The sequence below is a fragment of the Spirosoma arcticum genome, assembly GCF_054779955.1.
Genome location: NZ_BAAGXG010000002.1, coordinates 81,725 through 100,404 on the forward strand (window position 1 = coordinate 81,725; position 18,680 = coordinate 100,404).

At 53.9% G+C, this 18,680-nt stretch carries 17 protein-coding genes; 6 read left to right on the plus strand and 11 right to left on the minus strand.

Features of this window, described 5'->3' with window-relative positions:
• Positions 1-169: 169 nt before the first annotated feature.
• Positions 170-664: an RrF2 family transcriptional regulator gene (locus ACYVHB_RS04810; RefSeq protein WP_461050145.1), complete on the plus strand. Its 495-nt coding sequence runs from the start codon at positions 170-172 to the stop codon at positions 662-664.
• A 109-nt stretch (positions 665-773) separates the two neighbouring features.
• Here ACYVHB_RS04810 and ACYVHB_RS04815 read toward each other — a convergent pair whose 3' ends face one another.
• The 6 genes from ACYVHB_RS04815 to ACYVHB_RS04840 form a co-directional block, all read right to left on the minus strand.
• The gene (locus ACYVHB_RS04815) at positions 774-2,294 is read right to left on the minus strand and encodes a DUF4301 family protein (protein WP_461050147.1); all 1,521 of its coding nucleotides are present in this window, start codon (positions 2,292-2,294) and stop codon (positions 774-776) included.
• An 89-nt stretch (positions 2,295-2,383) separates the two neighbouring features.
• The gene (locus tag ACYVHB_RS04820; RefSeq protein WP_461050149.1) at positions 2,384-3,166 is read right to left on the minus strand and encodes an amidohydrolase; all 783 of its coding nucleotides are present in this window, start codon (positions 3,164-3,166) and stop codon (positions 2,384-2,386) included.
• The gene (gene def / locus ACYVHB_RS04825) at positions 3,166-3,741 is read right to left on the minus strand and encodes a peptide deformylase (RefSeq protein ID WP_461050151.1); all 576 of its coding nucleotides are present in this window, start codon (positions 3,739-3,741) and stop codon (positions 3,166-3,168) included. Before def ends, ACYVHB_RS04820 begins: the two co-directional genes overlap by 1 nt.
• A gap of 72 nt (positions 3,742-3,813) precedes the next feature.
• Complete coding sequence (gene ruvX, locus ACYVHB_RS04830; RefSeq protein ID WP_461050153.1) at positions 3,814-4,230, minus strand: Holliday junction resolvase RuvX; 417 nt, start codon at positions 4,228-4,230, stop codon at positions 3,814-3,816.
• A 76-nt stretch (positions 4,231-4,306) separates the two neighbouring features.
• The gene (locus ACYVHB_RS04835) at positions 4,307-4,963 is read right to left on the minus strand and encodes a nucleotidyltransferase family protein (protein WP_461050155.1); all 657 of its coding nucleotides are present in this window, start codon (positions 4,961-4,963) and stop codon (positions 4,307-4,309) included.
• A 3-nt stretch (positions 4,964-4,966) separates the two neighbouring features.
• The gene (locus ACYVHB_RS04840) at positions 4,967-6,118 is read right to left on the minus strand and encodes an XdhC family protein (RefSeq protein ID WP_461050157.1); all 1,152 of its coding nucleotides are present in this window, start codon (positions 6,116-6,118) and stop codon (positions 4,967-4,969) included.
• Positions 6,119-6,322: 204 nt separating this feature from the next.
• Here ACYVHB_RS04840 and ACYVHB_RS04845 point away from each other — a divergent pair, with 204 nt between their 5' ends.
• From ACYVHB_RS04845 to nagB, 3 genes are all read left to right on the plus strand, one after another.
• Positions 6,323-6,817: an NUDIX domain-containing protein gene (locus ACYVHB_RS04845; RefSeq protein WP_461050159.1), complete on the plus strand. Its 495-nt coding sequence runs from the start codon at positions 6,323-6,325 to the stop codon at positions 6,815-6,817.
• Positions 6,818-6,888: 71 nt separating this feature from the next.
• Positions 6,889-8,076 (plus strand): Gfo/Idh/MocA family protein, encoded by a 1,188-nt coding sequence (locus ACYVHB_RS04850; protein ID WP_461050161.1) that lies wholly within the window; start codon positions 6,889-6,891, stop codon positions 8,074-8,076.
• Between the two features lie 139 nt (positions 8,077-8,215).
• Complete coding sequence (gene nagB / locus ACYVHB_RS04855; protein WP_461050164.1) at positions 8,216-10,189, plus strand: glucosamine-6-phosphate deaminase; 1,974 nt, start codon at positions 8,216-8,218, stop codon at positions 10,187-10,189.
• Between the two features lie 87 nt (positions 10,190-10,276).
• On the opposite strand, the gene ACYVHB_RS04860 is transcribed toward nagB, so the two are convergent.
• Complete coding sequence (locus ACYVHB_RS04860; protein ID WP_461050166.1) at positions 10,277-10,945, minus strand: hypothetical protein; 669 nt, start codon at positions 10,943-10,945, stop codon at positions 10,277-10,279.
• Positions 10,946-11,240: 295 nt separating this feature from the next.
• Here ACYVHB_RS04860 and ACYVHB_RS04865 point away from each other — a divergent pair, with 295 nt between their 5' ends.
• Both ACYVHB_RS04865 and ACYVHB_RS04870 read left to right on the plus strand, forming a co-directional pair.
• A complete protein-coding gene (locus ACYVHB_RS04865; RefSeq protein ID WP_461050168.1) occupies positions 11,241-12,005 on the plus strand; it encodes a hypothetical protein in 765 nt (254 codons plus the stop codon).
• Between the two features lie 61 nt (positions 12,006-12,066).
• On the plus strand, positions 12,067-13,212 hold the full coding sequence (locus ACYVHB_RS04870) for an acyltransferase family protein (protein WP_461050170.1): 1,146 nt from the start codon (positions 12,067-12,069) through the stop codon (positions 13,210-13,212).
• Between the two features lie 3 nt (positions 13,213-13,215).
• Here the strand turns inward: ACYVHB_RS04870 and ACYVHB_RS04875 are convergent, their stop codons facing one another.
• The 4 genes from ACYVHB_RS04875 to nirB all read right to left on the minus strand — a co-directional run bounded on the left by ACYVHB_RS04875 (position 13,216) and on the right by nirB (position 18,470).
• Positions 13,216-13,890, minus strand: coding sequence for a response regulator transcription factor (locus ACYVHB_RS04875; RefSeq protein WP_461050171.1), 675 nt, complete (start codon positions 13,888-13,890; stop codon positions 13,216-13,218).
• A gap of 2 nt (positions 13,891-13,892) precedes the next feature.
• Positions 13,893-15,377, minus strand: a complete 1,485-nt coding sequence (locus ACYVHB_RS04880; protein WP_461051011.1) for a sensor histidine kinase — start codon at positions 15,375-15,377, stop codon at positions 13,893-13,895.
• The gene (nirD, locus tag ACYVHB_RS04885; RefSeq protein WP_461050173.1) at positions 15,377-15,730 is read right to left on the minus strand and encodes a nitrite reductase small subunit NirD; all 354 of its coding nucleotides are present in this window, start codon (positions 15,728-15,730) and stop codon (positions 15,377-15,379) included. The genes ACYVHB_RS04880 and nirD overlap by 1 nt, the downstream gene beginning before the upstream one ends.
• Positions 15,731-15,920: 190 nt before the next feature.
• Positions 15,921-18,470 (minus strand): nitrite reductase large subunit NirB, encoded by a 2,550-nt coding sequence (nirB, locus tag ACYVHB_RS04890; RefSeq protein WP_461050175.1) that lies wholly within the window; start codon positions 18,468-18,470, stop codon positions 15,921-15,923.
• Positions 18,471-18,680: the final 210 nt, after the last annotated feature.

The window sequence follows — 18,680 nt, forward strand, 5'->3', positions numbered from 1 at the left end:
ACGTATGCAACCGTTTATCGTATTTCGGGTGAAATATTTTTGGAAATTTTGCTGATTATCAGGAGATCAGTAATTTAGTTCCTTTAGTATGCGTATAGCCTGCCTGAAGTTTTCTCAACTATACTAATCTAAATCACTACACTAATCTAAATCCCAATTCACCGTAATAATGATCTCCAAAAAAGCAAAATACGCCATCAAAGCCCTGAAGGTTCTAACCGAAGAGTACGGAAAGGGTCCTGTGCTGATTTCTTACATCTCGGCAAAAGAAAATATTCCAAAGAAATTTTTGGAGGCTATTCTGCTGGAGCTTCGCAACCACGGTATTCTACAAAGCCAAAAGGGGAAAGGTGGGGGATACTTACTACGGGTCGATCCGGGCCGGGTCAATTTGGCGCAGGTATTACGGGTCATCGACGGTCCAATTGCACCAACGCCCTGCGTGTCATTCAACTTTTATGTCAAGTGCGACGATTGCAACGACGAGGTTACCTGTATGCTGAAACCCATCATGGAACGCGTACGGGACGCGAACCTCGGCGTCTACGAAAATACGACCCTGCTGACCTTCCAGAATCCATCGTCGCTCGAAACGAAGGAAATCCCCATCGGCTCCAAAGCTGCCGAATTGGTGGAGTCGACGGTGAGCCGCATGACGGCGTAAAAAAGAGTCGGAGAGTCAGTAAGTCGAAGAGTCGGTAAGTGGCTGACGCGAGAGCACCACTCGCGTCAGCCACTTACCGACTCTTCGACTTACTGACTCTCCGACTGACTTATTCCGGTTGATGTTCCTTTCGTAGCAAATCGTTTACCGTTTTGACCGGGTTGAACGTAATCAGCGGGACCTCAACAAAAATTGTGTTCCAGTCGGCCATGGCACCATTCCAGAGGCCCGGCAACTCCTGCGCTTTCAAGTCTTTGCCATCCTTCGATTTAGCTGTGATGAAGCCCGTTTGCGGATCGCGAAAAGTGGGTAGGTCGTATTTGCGCCCGTGGCGATCTTTCAGTCCACAGACCAGATCCACCGGGTTGAAGTGCGTAGCCTCGTCGAAAATAGCTTTTTGTGCTTGGTTCGTTAAATCAATCTGAGCCGACTCCACCACTTGCAACGATACGGATCCATCCTGATTTCTGGCCCAAAACGGACCGCCCCCCGGCTCGCCAACGTTTGGTACCATGCCGCAAGCCCGCACCGGCCGGTCTAATTTCCGACGGAAATACGCCAGCCTTTCGCCCTTCGATAGGTTTTCAAAGCCATCGGGTGGCAGCGTAAACAGCGTCCGGCGCATCAGCTCGTCCGCTTCGGTCAGATACCCATCGCTCACATCGTCCGATTGTCCCTCCAGCAAACCCTGCAACCGTGTTATCTGCTGCTGCGCGTCGAGCAGCACGGCAGCCAGCACTTTCTTGTAGGTGACGGTTGTTTCCTTAATTTCATCGGGTACAACGTTGTCAATATTTTTGATAAAGACAAGGTCCGCGTCGATGTCATTCAGGTTTTCGATGAGTGCCCCGTGCCCGGCCGGGCGGAATAATAGCGATCCACCGTCGGTGTTACGGAAGGGTGCGTTGTTCATATCTACCGAGATGGTATCGGTAGATTTCTTCTGCTCCGAAAAGCTTACGTCGAACGTAACGCCGAGCCACGCTTCATAATCGGCTTTTTCGTGCTCAATCAAGGCTTCAAACCGCTCCCGATGTTCCGGCGACACCGTGAAATGAATGCGCACGGTGCCGTCGGAGTTGGCGTAGGCGGCTCCTTCCACCAAATGCTCTTCAACGGGCGTCCGGGGGCCATCAACGTAGCGGTGAAATTTGAGCAATCCTTTGGGCAAACTCCCGTAATCAAGACCATCTTCCGTCAGCAAGAACCGGAGCACCGTGGCGCGGTCATTAGCTGCTATGGCCGCGTCGAGGTCCGCGTCTTTTGCCGCCATTGCCGCCTTTAAATCATCGTAGAAAGCAAAATCGGTCAGACGGGCGAACACGTCGTCGGTACTTTTGTCGAATTTGCCGTCGAGCGCGGCAAACAGCGATTTAAACATCCGGGTAGCGGCTCCCGACGCCGGTACGAATTTGACCAAGTCGCGCTCGTGAGCCGCTTCATCGAACCGGCGTATGTAGTTCACTAACTGCTCGTCGGGAACGCGCACAATGCCATCGCCAATGGTGGCTGCTTTGATGACATTGAGGTACGGAAACCCCTGTACGAAATGCTTTATCTGCTGGTCGATCTGATCGGGAGAAATGCCCTGTGCCAGAATCTGAGCCTGGTCCTGCTCGGTAAATTGCATGGGTAGAACGGGGGTGAATCGTTAGGAACGGGCGGCAAATTGCGGATTTCAACAACAGGACGCAAATGAAATTATCGTAGGCTACCAGACTACGTAATTGTGAATTCGTCGGCGTCTAAATTCGCCGGAAACCGCTCCCGAAAAGCCCGTAAGTCGTCTAACGATAGTGTTTGCTGATGCACCATCTCCGCGTCGGCCTGCCGAAACAGAACGTCGCCTTTATAGTCAATCACGGCAGAATCGCCACTGTATGCGTTTTGGTTGCTATCTTCCCCAACCCGATTCACACCCACCACATAACTCAAATTTTCTATGGCGCGGGCTTGCAACAGTATGTTCCACGCGTTACGCCGGGGCGCGGGCCAGTTGGCAACGTAGAGCAGCAAATCATAGTCAAAATTGGAGGGATTGGTCTGGCCGTTTCTGCTCCAGACGGGGAAACGAAGGTCGTAGCAGGTAAGCGGGCAAACGCGCCAGCCTTTCCATGCTTTAACGATCCGGCGCGTTCCAGCCGTGTAAACAGCGTCTTCGCCCGCCATGCGGAACAGGTGCCGTTTGTCGTACACGTCGAATTCGCCGTCGGGCTGCATCCATATCAGCCGGTTGTAAAACGCGTTGCCTTCCCGCACGACGTAGCTGCCCGTGACAACGGCTTTTGTCTGGGCCGCCATCTGTTTCAGCCACCGGAATGTGGTCAGGTTCATGGGTTCGGCTACGGCGGGGGCATCCATCGTGAAACCCGTCGTAAACATTTCGGGCAGCACAATCAGATCTGTTGGTTCAGGCACGGCAAAGATGCGTTCCTCCAGCATGGCCCGGTTCGCTACGGGGTCGTGCCAGTACAGCCTGGGTTGGATGAGGGTGAGGTGCATTACTTCGCGTGAAACTTCATCCGATACTCGGCATCGGTTTTGCCCTTGGTAATGTCGGACAGCTTCTTTTTGATGAGCTGACGGCGGAGAGTGGGGAGGTAGTCGGTGAAGAGTTTACCGTCGAGGTGATCGTATTCGTGCTGGATAATGCGGGCGGCCATTCCTTCGTACTCTTCCTGGTGCTCAACCCAGTCGGTGTCGAAATAGCGAATGACAATGATTTCGGGCCGGACTACCTCGCCCCGGATGCCCGGAATGCTCAGGCATCCTTCTTCAAAGCCCCAGTCGTCGCCCGCTTCTTCAATGATTTCAGGATTGATAAATACCTTTTTAAAGCCAACCAGACCGGGATCTATGTCTTCCTCGGGTTCGTCTTCGTTGAGTGGCTCGCCATCGACTACAAACATTCGGATGCTCTGACCAATCTGCGGAGCCGCCAGCCCCACACCCGATGCGGCATACATCGTCTCGTACATGCTTTCGCTCAACGCTCTTACGTCGATGCTGCCGGGTTCAATGTCTTTGGCCCGCTTTCGCAGAACCGGGTCGCCGTAGGCAATAATTGGGAGAATCATAATTTGAATGATGAACGATGAATGATGAATAATGAATGATCTGGTCTGAAATCATTTATCATTCATCGTTCATCATTCTCTTCTGCTTTCCATGTATGACTGTAAAATAATGGCGGCACTGACTTTGTCGATATTGCCCTTCACCCGCCGGTCTTTCTTGGTGCTGCCATTTGCGATCATCGCTTGCAGCGCCATTACGGACGTGAAGCGTTCGTCATGCCAGTAAACCGGAATATCGGGTAAAGCGTTCTGCAAATGGGTTACGAACTTGCGGACGCGGGGCGTGTTGTCGGTGTCGTTTCCATCTAATCCCTTCGGCAGTCCAACAATAAACGCTTCGACCGGTTCCCGCGCTACGTAGGCTTTCAAAAACTTCAGCATCTCGTGGGAAGCAACCGTTTCCAGCGCCGTCGCAATCAGTTGAAGTGGGTCGGTAACGGCAACGCCCGTGCGCTTCGCTCCGTAATCAATTGCTACCAATCTGGCCATGCCACAAAGGTACGTAACAGTCAGCAGCGAACAGCCAACAGTAAGCAGCGCGTGGCCCAGCTATTAGCCCACGGATTTATCCGGGGGGACGCGAACGGGTCGATAATTGCCACTGCTCAACATCGTGCGGAGTGTCCAGATCGACAGCGCCCAGTGGAAAGGCCACCTCAGTGCAGTCGTCAGGGTATTGGCGAATTAACTTCCGGGCACCAACATCACCGGTGAACGCCATAAATTCAGTTTTGTAGCGAATGGCAAACAGAGCTGGTACCCCCAGATGAGCCGGTTCGTCTGGTCGGACTGCCCGCTCCGGCCGGTGCGCCGGAGCGATACCGGCACGGTATCGGCTGGCCACGATGCCCCGTCCGCTTTCCTGCGCTGTGTCGACGAGTTGCCGGAGTAACTCAGCCGTTACGTGGGGCTGGTCGGTCAGGAGAATCAGGAACGCGTTGATGGGTTCGTTGGGAAGAGCGGCCAAACCAACCCGCAACGAAGACGCGAGACCTTCCTTCCAATCGGTGTTCACCGGCATAATCACGGGCAAACCAACTAATTCCGTCTCCACTTTCTCTTGGTTCGCGCCCAGCACGACAACAACCGGCCCGGCCCGCAGCGACAACGCGATATCGGTCATGCGTCGGACTAAGGTTGTGCCATTCTGACGTAATAACTGCTTTGGTTCACCCAGGCGGGTGGAACTACCAGCGGCCAGAATAATCGTGGCTACACGCATGGATCAGACGCCGGTATCGACCGGATCGGGTTGATGTAGTGTGTTCCGCCCGGGAAGCCGCTCATGAATGGGACCGGACTTGTCTTTCAAAAAGCCGCCGGAGCGTTTAGTGAAAAATGTTTTCACCTCGGCGATGATCGACAGGGCAATTTCGTCGGGTGTTTCGGCCCCGAGGTCTAAGCCAATGGGCGAGTGAACGCGGTTGAAGGTAGCGTCGGGGAAGAAATGACCCGTTTTCTCAAACTCATCCCGCATCCTATCGAAACGTTTGCGCGGACCGAGCATGCCAATGTAGGGTACATCGGTAGCGAGCAGCGCCTGTAGCACCGCCCGGTCGTAGTTGAAATTGTGCGACATCAGCACGGCGGATGTGCGTTCGGTGATTGTGAGTTGGTCGATTACGGCGGCCCGGTCGGCGAACAGTACGCATGTGGCTGCCGGAAAGCGTTTGGGCGAGAGATGCGCCACGCAATCGTCCGTTACGGTCACCTGCCAGCCAAGTTCACGGGCTAATTTCGCCACCGGCACAACGTCATAACCCGCCCCAAAAATAATTAGCTCAATACCGGGGTCGATGCGTTCGAGGAATACATCCGCAGTGCCAGTTGCCGATAAAAACGATTTTGTCGCCGGATTGCCCGTGTTGAGTACAGCCTGCATCTCGTTAAAAAGCCAATCCGGTGCATTGTTGCCCTGTTCGGTCAGCACGAACCGGGTGCCGGGTGTCAGGCGAGTGGAATCGTCGGCTTTCAAAACGGTGGCCAGCACCCGCACATCACGCTGCTGCACGAATTCGCGCAACAGCTCAACTGGGTTTTGTACGTCAGCGGGGTCGATGGGTTCAATCAATACGTCGATGATGCCGTTGCAGCCCAGGCCTACGCCGAAACTGTTGGCGTCGTCGTCCATCGTATCGTACGTGACCACAATTGGCGAGCGGTCACGCATTACCTGCCGGGCCTTGCGCAGCGCGTCGCCTTCCAGACAGCCGCCACTAATGGCACCTTCCCAGCGGCCATCGTCGGTGATGAGCATCCGTGCGCCCGGCCGCCGATACGACGACCCTTCAACCCAAACGACGGTAGCCAGCGCGGCTTTGCGTTCGGCGAAGTCAACCTGTTCGTAAACCTCCAGAATGCGGGTAATCTCTTTCATGAATGAAGGCCCTTATCAGTGGCTGTAATAACGATAAAGACGGGAATGTATTAGTAAATCAATGCAACAGTCCTATTAGTTTCAGGAGCATAATAATGTACCTGCCGGTTAGACGCGGAGTACACAGGGGAAAGTTAGGCGGTTAAAACGAAAAATCACAAACGCCCGCGCACTACCTTCGGAACATAAAACGTAGTATCGGCCATGCCCCAAATGAATTTTTGTCCACAATGCGCCAGTCCGTTAGTACCCGGCAAAGCCAGCGGCCGCGAGCGGCTTATTTGCTCAAAGCCCTGTGGCTACATTTTCTACGATAATCCGCTGCCGGTGGTGGGGGCCATTGTGGAGTATGACGATGATACGGTCGTATTAACCCAGAATATTGGCTGGCCCGCGGACTGGTTTGGCATCGTGACGGGCTTCTTGGAAAAAGACGAAGAACCCGCCGACGCCATCCTGCGCGAAATCCACGAGGAAATCGGCCTGACCGACGCCCGCATTGTGGAGTTTCTGGGCATATATACGTTCTACCAGCGCAACGAGATTATTTTCACCTACCACGTTCGGGCGTCGGGTACGATTGTTATGGACGAAACCGAGTTGCAGGCCATCAAAATTGAGCCGGTCAGTAAGCTAAAGCCGTGGCCGTTCGGAACGGGTCCCGCCGTGGCGGAGTGGCTGAAAAAGCGGGGATACTGAGCGGACAAGGACTCGCCAGCTAACATAATCGATTGCCGCACGGTTGTTCCATTGACTACTACACACAAAATATGGAAACAACCGGAACGACGGACCGCGTAACGACTGACCGCTCAGCGGCAGAACACACACCAAAAGAACGCGAACTTGGGATTGGGGTTATCGGCATGGGCGGCTTTGGGCTGTTTGCCGTTCAACAATTTGTTCAGCACCCAAACGTAAAATTAGTGGCCATTGCGGGGTCAAGCCGCGACGAAGCCCACCGCACGGCCAAACGATTCGGAGCTGACATTCTTGGTAGTCTCGACGAACTGGTCAACCATCCCGACGTCGATATTATCTACATTGCCACGCCCCCCTTCATGCACTACGAGCAGTCGATGCTGGCGCTGAATGCGGGCAAACACGTGATCTGCGAAAAACCGCTGGCCATGAACCCCGACGAAGGGGCAGAAATGCTGGCGTTGGCGAAGGAAAAGGGCCTGCTGATGGTGACGAACCTGATGCAGCGGTACAATCCGATGTTCGCTCGTATCAAACACCTCATTGACAAAAACTTGCTTGGCGATTTCCTACACGGTTATTTCGAGAATTACGCTGGTGACGAAGGCCTTTCGCCCGAACACTGGTTTTGGGACCGAACTAAAAGCGGGGGTATTTTCATTGAACACGGTGTTCACTTCTTCGATATGTTCGCGGGCTGGTTTGGCGACGGCACGGTAAAAGCGGCTCAACTCAGTAAGCGTCCGAACAGCAACGATGTGGAAGATCAGGTGCAGGCGACGGTCGAATACGGTGATGATGAAACTGGTCGTAAACTCGTCAACTTCTATCACGGCTTCACCCAAACCGGGCGTATGGACCGGCAGGAAATGCGCTTAGTCTTCGAGCGGGGCGATGTCACGCTTCACGAATGGGTACCGACGCGAATGGTGCTCCGGTGCGTGGCTGACGAGGAAACGACCCGCGAACTCATGACGCTATTTCCGGGTGCACAGTTAAACGTAACGGCCAATATTTCGGGCAAGGACCTGCCCCTGCGCGGTCGTCACAAAGAATTTAATGCCTACCAGCAACTTGAAATCAAGTTTGGATTTGAGCAGGAGAAGCAGCATTTGTACAGCGAACTGCTGCGGCTGATGTTCCGCGATCAGGTCAGCGCCATTAAATACCCCGATACGCACCGGATTATTACGGAAGAAAACGGGTTGCGCTCGCTCGAAACGGCCACCGAAGCCGACCGGATGGCGAGAAGGTAGTTTATAAGTGTGTTGGAGTATAAGTGTGCAGGTGTGCCCTACGATCAACGAAAACACCGACACACATATGCCTTTACTTTCCTAAAATCTTTTAAAAACTCCGATATTTGCGCTGTCTTACCAACTCTCCGCACAACGCATGATTACGGAGTCTCCACTACTCGATAACCCGGACGGGCAGGTGCCAGGCGCACCAACCATGGGTGGCCCCATTCAGTCGGCCATCACGTATGAAAAAATTCCGACGCACATTTACGCCGATGCCAAAGATGCGTCGCGGGCTGTGGCGCACGAAATTGCCGACCTGATCCGGCAAAAGCAAAGCGAGGGTAAACCCTGCATATTAGGCCTGGCTACGGGTTCGTCGCCCAAAACAGTGTATGCCGAACTGATTCGAATGCACCGCGAAGAGGATCTGAGTTTCCGAAATGTTGTTTCGTTCAACTTAGACGAATATTACCCCATGGAATCGGACTCGTTACAGAGTTACTGGCGGTTTATGCGGGAGCAGTTGTTCGATCATGTAGATATTCTGGCGGGTAATTACCACGTGCCCGACGGCACCGTTCGGGTGGACAAAGTAGGCGAGTTTTCGAAACAGTACGAAGCCGAAATCGAAGCAGCCGGTGGACTGGATTTCCAATTGCTGGGCATCGGCGGTAATGGGCACATTGGCTTCAATGAGCCGGGTTCGCTCATTAACTCGCATACCCGCCTGATGATGCTCGACAACTCCACGCGGGCGGCTGCGTCGGTCGACTTTGGCGGACTTCCCAAAACCCCGCGTAAAGCGATCACGATGGGCGTTTCCAGTATTTTGGGTGCCCGGCGCGTGGTGCTGCTGGCCTGGGGAGAGCGAAAAGCCCCCGTTATTCGCGGAGCGGTGGAGGGGCTGGTGACAGAATTAAATCCCGCTTCGTATCTGCAAACCCATCCGAATGCGCTCTTCGTGATCGACGAAGCGGCTGCCTCCGAGTTGACCCGCATGAAAACGCCCTGGCTGGTGGATTCGGTGGTGTGGGACAATAAAATGAAGAAGAAGGCCGTCACCTATCTGTCACTGACGCTGGGTAAGCCAATTCTGAAACTGACCGACCGCGACTACAACGATAATGGAATGAGCGACCTGCTGGCACAGTACGGTCAGGCCTACGACATCAACATCGACGTATTCAACCAGCTACAGCATACGATCACGGGCTGGCCAGGGGGCAAACCCAACGCCGACGACACTAATCGGCCCGAACGCGCCCTGCCTGCCCAGAAACGCTGCCTGATTTTCAGTCCGCACCCCGATGATGACATCATTTCGATGGGGGGCACGTTCCAGCGGCTTCGCGATCAGGGGCACGAGGTTCACGTTGGCTACCAGACATCCGGCAACATTGCCGTAGCCGATGACGAAGCGCTGCGGTTTGCGGATTACGTTGTGGATTTCAACACGAAGTTTGGCATCGAAAGCCCCGAAGCGACCCGAATTTTCCGGGATGCGGCCGTATCCTTGCGCGAGAAGAAAGACTCCGAAATGGATACCGCCGAGGTGCGCTACGTGAAGGGCCTGATTCGGATGGGTGAAGCCAAATCGACCTGTCGGTTTGTGGGCGTTCCCGTCGATCACGCGCACTTCCTGAACATGCCGTTTTACGAAACGGGTACGGTTGCCAAAAAACCGCTGAGTGAGGCCGACATCAAGATCACGATGGCGCTGATTGAAGAAGTTAAGCCGCACCAGATTTATGCCGCCGGTGATCTGGCTGACCCACACGGTACGCACAAGGTATGTTTAGACGCCGTGCTTGAAGCCGTTCGGCGCTTGCGTCACAAAAACTTTATGAAAGATTGCTGGGTATGGCTTTACCGGGGTGCCTGGGCCGAGTGGGACATTCACGAAATTGAAATGGCCGTGCCGATGTCACCCGATCAGGTAATGAAAAAGCGGCTGGGAATCTTCAAACACCAGTCACAGAAGGACGGAGTTGTGTACCAGGGAACCGATTCGCGGGAGTTTTGGCAACGGGCCGAAGAGCGTAACCGGGCTACGGCCGCTCTTTATAACCGGCTCGGCTTAGCTGAGTACGAAGCGATGGAAGCCTTCGTCCGGTGGAAGGGGTAAAGAATGTAGAATGGTTAATGCAGAATGAATAATGGCGCTGCCGGACTCGTTTGCGAGTTGGCAGCGCCATTATTCATTCTGCATTCTTTAAGAGAGTGGCTGGGCAAAGCTGATTAGAGCCGTGGCCAGATTGGTCAGGTCCTTGCTGAAGGGTCCCTCAGAGTTGTTGGCGTAATCCTGCGCCTGCCCGGCCAAATCGCGCATGAGCCGCTCGGTCGTGCGCATATCACCTACGTTTAGCGCGTCGCGGAGCTGCGTCAGTGGAGCCTCAATCCACTGTGTACTCGGGTCAGAACGAACGACCGTAATCCAGTCTTCTACCATAAGTACGCCCGCTTCGGGCGTTGTCAGGGCTGCGCCACCACCAAGAACTTCCAATGTATCATTGAACATTACCTGTGCTCGGTCTCCGACGTTAGCGTATATCGGTGTGCTGTCGGGTTGGTTTGCGGTCAGGTCATCGTCACTGCTGCCCCGGTCAAGATCGGTAGCAAACGAGCGTAGCGAATCGGCTAATTGCCCAAGGTCGTCAGCCGCCGTTCCGTCGAGGCTGCGGCTCAGGGTTTGCGTGTGACCAGCAATGGTGTTGAGGAGTTGTTTCACGCGAACGGCGTCGGGCTGAGGATTTATCAATTCGTCGTATAAAGCGCTCAACTGCTTAGCCACCGGCTCCGCTTCATCGACGTTCTTGAGGGCCGAAATCCAGTCTTTTATTACGTCAGTGCCAGTAGCAAACGCGACGTCACGTTGTGCCATTGTTTGGAGGGTGCTTTGCAGCATTGCTTGCGGATGGGCGTGTGCCATATTCGTTAGGATCGTTGAATCAATAACTTTATTGTGTATAGCAAGAACCGCTCGCACGGGCTAATGTTTCGGCCTATGCCCATTGACAGACGGAGAAGATGAGCAACGAAGTTTACAAAAGAGCGTATCAATAAATTTTAGCAACCCTATTTATTATAATATAAAATATGAATATAATTGTGTCGCTATATGATACTTATACTATAAAGCGACACAAGCGCTTTTCCAGCATCACCTCGTCAACGGAATGACTAAACAGGATAAACTACGAACTGCCCGGCTTTTTCTCCTCCACGAATTCGTCCGGGAGCATTTTACCAAGTCCGATTGGATCAAGATTGGCTACTTAACCGACAGTCTTGAGCTAATTGAGGATCATCCCCGCCTGTTGCGCAGTCTGGACTTCGACGATGATGACTACGAAGGCAACAGCCTGCAGGTGTTGTCGAAGTTAATCAGCGAAAGCAACAGTAATCTGCTTGAAATCGAGCGTTTTGTCGAAGCAAAGAAGGCGAACCCGATCAAGCCGATTCGGGAGTTTATCTCAACTGTGCAGACCCGGCAGCCCGAACGCGTCGTTACGTTCGCGCCCGACGTGTTCCGGGTGCCCGATAAGCCGGTCGAAACCAACGTGCTGTCGGTAATGATGCCGTTCGAGAGCAAGTTTTCGGGTACGTACGCGGCCATCCGAACAGTGTGTGCCAAATTGCGGATCGAGTGCCGCCGGGCCGATGACATCTGGGATAACAGCATTTTGATTCAGGACGTGTTTGAGCTGATTTTCACGTCCCGCGCCGTTATCACCGACTTCACCGACCGGAATCCAAACGTGTTTTACGAAACGGGTGTAGCCCATACTCTCGGCAAACTCGTTATTCCAATTACGCAGTCGGTGAACGATATTCCGTTCGATCTGCGCCATCACCGGGCGTTGACGTACCTGCCGAACGCCGAGGGTTTAGCCAAACTGGAGAAGGATCTGGAGAAAAAGCTGGTGAAAGTGTTTGGATGAGCGTGAGTTCGAGTAGGGAGAAAAGATTATTGTACCTTCGCGATTGCTCAATCTCAATTGTATGCAATCTGTTTCTGCTCCTGCTCAGGACGGACTGAAGCCCTTGATGCCCGGTCGACTGCTTTCCCTCGATGCCTTTCGCGGCCTGACCGTGGCGGGTATGATACTGGTCAATAACCCCGGCGACTGGGGCCATATCTACGCGCCCCTCGAACACGCACCCTGGAACGGCTGGACACCCACCGACCTGATTTTCCCGTCCTTCCTGTTCATCGTTGGCGTTTCCATCACGTTCGCGCTGGGTGCAGGAACTCAGCAAGGCGCTATCGGTAAAATTCTTAAGCGTAGCCTGACGCTGTTTCTGCTGGGACTGTTCCTGAATCTCTTTCCCAAATTTGACATCGGCATAGTGCGGATTCAGGGTGTGTTGCAACGCATTGCACTGGTGTATCTGGCCTGTTCGCTGCTTTTTCTAAAAACGACACCCCGTCAGCAACTCTACATCCTATCCGGGCTGCTGGTGGGTTATTGGTTATTGATGACGGTCGTACCGGTGCCGGGCGTCGGCTACGCGAATCTCGAACCAACCACCAACTTCGCAGCCTGGCTCGACCGAACAATTTTGACGCCCGCGCACGTCTACAAACCGGCTAAAGTGTGGGACCCCGAAGGATTGCTCAGCACACTTCCGGCCATTGGTACGGGCATGCTGGGACTACTAACCGGAACGTGGCTGCGGAGCAACCGACCTGGTGCGGATAAAGCGGCCTGGCTGTTCACGGTGGGTTGCCTGCTGGTGTTCGGTGGATTGATCTGGAACGGATTCTTCCCAATCAACAAAGCCCTTTGGACCTCGTCATACGTCCTGCTGGCGGGCGGCTTAGCCATGCTCGGACTGGCCCTTTGCTACTGGCTCATTGATGTGCGCCACTACCGGCGTGGTGTACTACCGTTCGTGGCATTTGGCGTAAATGCCATTACGGTTTTTTTTCTGTCGGGATTGATTCCCCGTGTGATGAGTTTGCTGAAAGTGGCCGGGGCTGGGGGGTCGCCGGTGGGGTTGAAAGAATATTTGTATCAGACGCTCATTGCCCCGCCCTTCACCGATCCCCGAAACGCGTCGCTCGCCGGGGCGCTGACGTTCGTACTGATCTGGTTTGTGGTTTTGTGGCTCATGTACCGGAAGAACGTTATCATTAAGGTGTAACGTTTACCGGTTTCTGTCTTCCAGCGCCATCCGAATTAGATCAACCGTGTTTTTTACGCCTGCTTTGCGGATAATGCTCGCTCGTTGATTGGCTACGGTATTGGGACTGATTCCGAACTGGCTGGCGATTTCGGCACTGCTCATGCCCTCGATCAGGCAGGTCAGGATCTGGGTCTCCCGCGCGGTTATTCGGTTCCAGATCGATACCGGTGCTTTGGGGCCGGGTGCTGGCTCGGCCTTCTGCTGGTTGGTGTTGGATGAAACGAAATGCCGGATAATAACCGAAGAAACAGTGGGCGGGTAGTACAATTCTCCGCTGGCCACGGCCCGTACCGCCCGTAGTATTTCTTCCTGGTTGGTATCCTTCAGCAAGTATCCGGCAGCCCCGTTCTGCACGGCTTTCAGGATGTAGTCCGGGTTGTTGTGCATACTGAACATCAGCGTATGTACCGATGGGTATTGTTCCGACACTACTTTCAGCGCGTCAATCCCCGACATACGGGGCATGGTTATGTCCAGTAGCAAAACGTCGGGCTGCAGGTTGGAAAGCAACGCAATCGCTTCGTCACCATCAGCGGCTTCACCCATGATGTGCATATCGGCTTCATCCTCCAGCAACATCCGAATTCCTTTTCTCACCACAGAATGGTCGTCGGCAACAAGAATCTGTATTGACATGGCTATTGCGCGTTATCTGACAACTGGATACTTACCTGAATGGTTGTGCCTTTCGTGGGTTTCGACCGAATCGTTAGGCGACCGTTGAGCAACCGCGCACGGGTCCGCATGTTGTCGAGACCACTTACTACCGGCAACGGATTCTGATTGTGGTGGGTGGTTTTCAGCGAGAAACCTTTCCCATCATCGTCTACTGACAGCGATAGTTTATGGCTACTCTGCTTTAGGGTAATGCTTATGGCCTGAGCATCGGCGTATTTGACGGCGTTATGGAGCGCTTCCTGCGCAATACGGTACAAGCCAATTTCCATGGCGGGGCTTAATCGCTGGGCTTCGCGGGGACCGCTAAAAACAACTGGAATACCCGCCGACCGGGTCGTCTGCTCGGCCAGTAACTGGAGGGTAGCGCCCAGGCCAAAATCACTCAGCGTCGACGGCATAAGGTTGTAGGCTACCTGCCGGGTCGTTTGAATGGTGTCGGCAATCAGGTCGCAGAGTTCAGCAAACCGCAGCCGTTGTTTCTCATCGGCAAACGAGCCGGATTTTAACTTCTCAGCGTGTAGTTTCAGTCCGGTCAGCATCTGGCCGATGCCATCGTGCAGCTCACGGGCAAACCGTCGCCGTTCTTCTTCCTGCCCTTCCAGCAACGCTGCCGACCGTACGTTGTCTTCCGTTAGTTGGAGTTGATACTTTTCTTCGGTTGTTTGGAGCAAATCCTGCTGGGTGTCAACAAGTTTTCGATTCGATGCGGCTAAGTTCTCATTGGTGGCTTCCAACTCCCGGTTGGCAATTTCCTGGTGGTTGTTCGCCAGTTGCAGGGCCTTTTGTGACCGGGCCAGCCTGCGAATCACCTGCTTCGTATGCCTGACCACGGGCCGGAAGATGAACAACCCCTCAATGAGCACCGTAAAAAGCGTTGCCAGCGTGAGCAACCATTCGATGCGTTCCAGCGATTTTACCCGTTCAAAGCTCTCCGTATCAACCTGAAAGACAATGTCATTCATCTGCTGGAGATACGAAAACTCATTCCGAAGAATATCTTGAAGCGCGTCTTTCTTGTCGGCAAGCGTCGTTTCCTGCCTATTTACGCGCGTAAAACCGGTATAAATAGATTGGAACACGGGTTCAATGCGGGTAAACATGCTATCTAACCGACTACTTTTCCGAACGGTATATACTTTTTCCATCCGCAACGTGCCATTTCGGAACTGAATATGGCTCTGGCTCCAGGAATGCAGCAATGAGTCGAATGAAACCGTATCGGCTGCCGATAGCCCCCCAATGCGCAGCAGGGCCAGCTTCGTCAGTCGCTGACTGAGCATCCGCTGCCGCCCCGCCACATTAACCACCCGGCTGTCGTCGTAGTGCGTACTGATGGTTTGCCGGATGAGAAGCAGCCCACTGATCGACAATACGGCAATGACCGTGAGGGCCATTACGTAAAATCGGGTTAATCGGCGGGCTACCTGCTCATCAAGTTGGTTCATCATACTCCAATGTACACCATTCCGTCTGCTATTTTAATGGGGAAAGTAGTAATCTGGTATCCGTCGTCGTTCAGACACTGCCCGGTTTTGAGCGAGAATGTTTTTTTATGAAACGGGCAGGCCACCTTTGGCTCATCGCCCTGGCTGCCAATCATACCCCGCGCGAGGGCCATCTGCTGGCGGTGCGGGCACTGGTTGTCCGTTGCGTACCACTCACCCCGGCGGGCAAAATTGAAAATAGCGATCTGCCGTCCGTCAATCAGGGCACAGGCACCACCGTCTTCGGGAATATCATCGACCCGGCAGGCTGCGCGCCAGGTCATGTTTTGGTGTTCTACGAGTATAGATTCCATTGGTTGTATTGCGTTAATTGGTTATTATTCTACCCCACCCCCTCCCCTTAAAGAAAGGGGAGGGGCTAAGACTCGGCGCACGCCGTTGTGGGGCTAAAGAACGGCCCCACCCGCTCCCCTCCCTTTTCTTCAACGGCGGACCGCCCTTGAAGAAAAGGGAGGGGAGCGGGTGGGGTAGCCGTAGACTGTCTCAAACCCATTCCTTCGCGCGGACCTGATCGCGCAGGGGTTCAAACTGGACGGTGGGGTCTTTGATTTCGGGCGCATTCACGAAGTGTGTGAACCGCTTGCGGAGTTCGGGGTTATCCACAACTTCTTTCCACTCGCAGGCGTAGGTGTCGACAATGAGCTGCATTTCTCGTTCCAGTTCAGCGCCAATTCCCAGCACGTCGTCAATAACAACGGCCTTGAGGTAGGTCATGCCGCCTTCCATCTTGTTCAGCCAGGTTGCCGTGCGGGTTAGTGGATCGGCGGTTTTAACGTAGAACATCAGGAACCGGTCGAGCAATTTGACGCAGGTTTCTTTGTCGACATCGGCCGCTAATAGCTGAGCATGCTGGGGTTTGGTGCCGCCGTTGCCGCACACGTACACGTTCCAGCCCTTCTCGGTGGCGATAATACCAAAATCCTTACTCTGCGCTTCGGCGCATTCGCGTGTACAACCCGACACGCCCGATTTGAGCTTGTGGGGCGACCGCAGCCCTTTGTAGCGGTTTTCCAACTCAATCGCGAACGTGACGGAGTCTTGCACCCCATACCGGCACCAGGTTGTGCCGACGCAGCTTTTCACCGTCCGCAGCGATTTGCCGTAGGCATGACCACTCTCGAAACCAGCGTCGATCAACTCCTCCCAAATTTTGGGTAAATCACCGACGTGCGCACCAAACAGATCAATCCGCTGGCCACCCGTAATCTTGGTGTATAGCCCATATTTTTGGGCTACCTGACCCAGCACGATCAGTTTGGCAGGCGATATTTCGCCACCAGCCACGCGCGGCATCACCGAATACGTACCACCCCGCTGAATGTTGGCCAGAAAGCGGTCGTTCGAGTCCTGAATTGGTGCCCGGTCTTTGGCCAGAATATTCTCGTTCCAAAGGCCGGCGAGAATCGACGCTACCGCCGGTTTACATACTTCGCAGCCATCGCCGTGCCCGAACTGATTCAGCACGAGGCCGTACGTTTTCAGGCCGTTAATTTTGACTAAGTCAAACAGTTCCTGACGGGTGTAATCGAAATGTTCGCAGAGAATGTTGCGCACGTACACGCCCTGTTGCTTCTGAACGGCCTGAATCAGGTCTTTCACCATCGGCGTACAACCCCCGCAGCCCGTGCAGGCCTTAGTTGCTTTCTTGAGCGCATCGACCGTCGTATGCCCGTTTTCGCCGATCTCGTGGCAGAGCATAGCTTTGGTAATGGCTTCGCAGGAGCAGATCAGCGCGTCGTCGGGCAGGCTCATAATGCCAGCACCGGCTTCTTCGCCCCCGCGCGACCCTAAGATAAGGTCTTCGGGGTCGGGGGGCAGAATAGTCTTATTCTTGCAGGTTTGCAGCAGCATGTTGTACTGATCCGCATCGCCCACCAGTATCCCGCCCAGCAGTTCTTTACCATCCGCCGACACGTTGATTCGCTTGTAAACGCCCTTGGCCCGGTTCTCATACACGATAGTCCGACAAGCTGGGGTGCGGTCATCCGCTTCACTGGCAAACGGATCGCCGAAAGAGCCAACGTCGGTGCCAATCAGTTTGAGCTTTGTGGACATGTCGTAGGGTTTAAACTCCTTCTCGTCGCCCATCAGGCGGGAGGCCACGACGTCGGCCATTTCGTAGCCGGGAGCCACCAGCCCATAAATCATGTGGTGGGCCACGGCACACTCGCCAATGGCAAAAATGGCCGGGTCGGAGGTTTGCAGGGAATTGTCAACGAGAATGCCCCCGCGCGGGTGCGTGTCCAGACCAGACGATTTGGCCAACTCATCGCGCGGGCGAATCCCGGCTGAAATCACCAGCATGTCCACATCCAGCCGCGAGCCATCGGCAAACTGCATCCCGGTAATTGCTTCGTCGCCGGTGATTTCTTGGGTGCTTTTGGACAGGTGAATGTTCAGCCCCAGCGACTCTAACTGGCGTTGCAACACACCCGAACCCGCGTCGTCAATTTGCCGGGGCATCAGCCGGGGGGCAAACTCCACGACGTGCGCTTCGTCCAACCCCAGGTCGAGCAGCGCTTTGGCGGCTTCCAGGCCCAGCAGACCCCCACCCAGTACGGCTCCCCGTGATTTGGAACCGTTCCGGATTTTACGCGCGTACGATAGAATCAGGTCAAGGTCTTCGATGGTGCGGTAAACGAACACCCCGTCTTTTTCGACACCAGCCACCGGCGGCACGAACGCGCCCGACCCCGTAGCCAATACTAAATAATCGTAAGGCACAACGATTCCATGATGCGAACGAACTTGTTTTCGCTCGCGGTCAATGTCCACCACCGGATCGGTGAGGTACAGGTCAATGCCGTTGTCGGCATACCATTCAACGGGAGCCAGCGTCAGGTCGTCGGCAGTTTTGCCGTCGAAATAAGAACTTAGGTGAACGCGGTCGTAGGCTACGCGCGGCTCTTCCCCAAAAACCGTAAGCGTGAATCGTCGTTCACTCTTTTCTTTCGCTATCAATTTCTCACAGAACTTGTAGCCTACCATGCCGTTGCCAATGACGACGACACGTTGATTTGTGTTTGTATTCATAGTTAATTGTAACTATAGCATTATGAAAACCCTGTTTAATCATTGTATTAATTCAAGAAATTAGCCTTATTCCTCCCATATAAGACTTGTCAAAAATAAGAGGTGATTCTGTAAATTACTATCTTAATATTCTGTAATAAGCATAATTTGAAAGATATATTTTCGAAAAATGCTTGTTTGTACGAATATAGTCTATACTTTTGAAGCAAG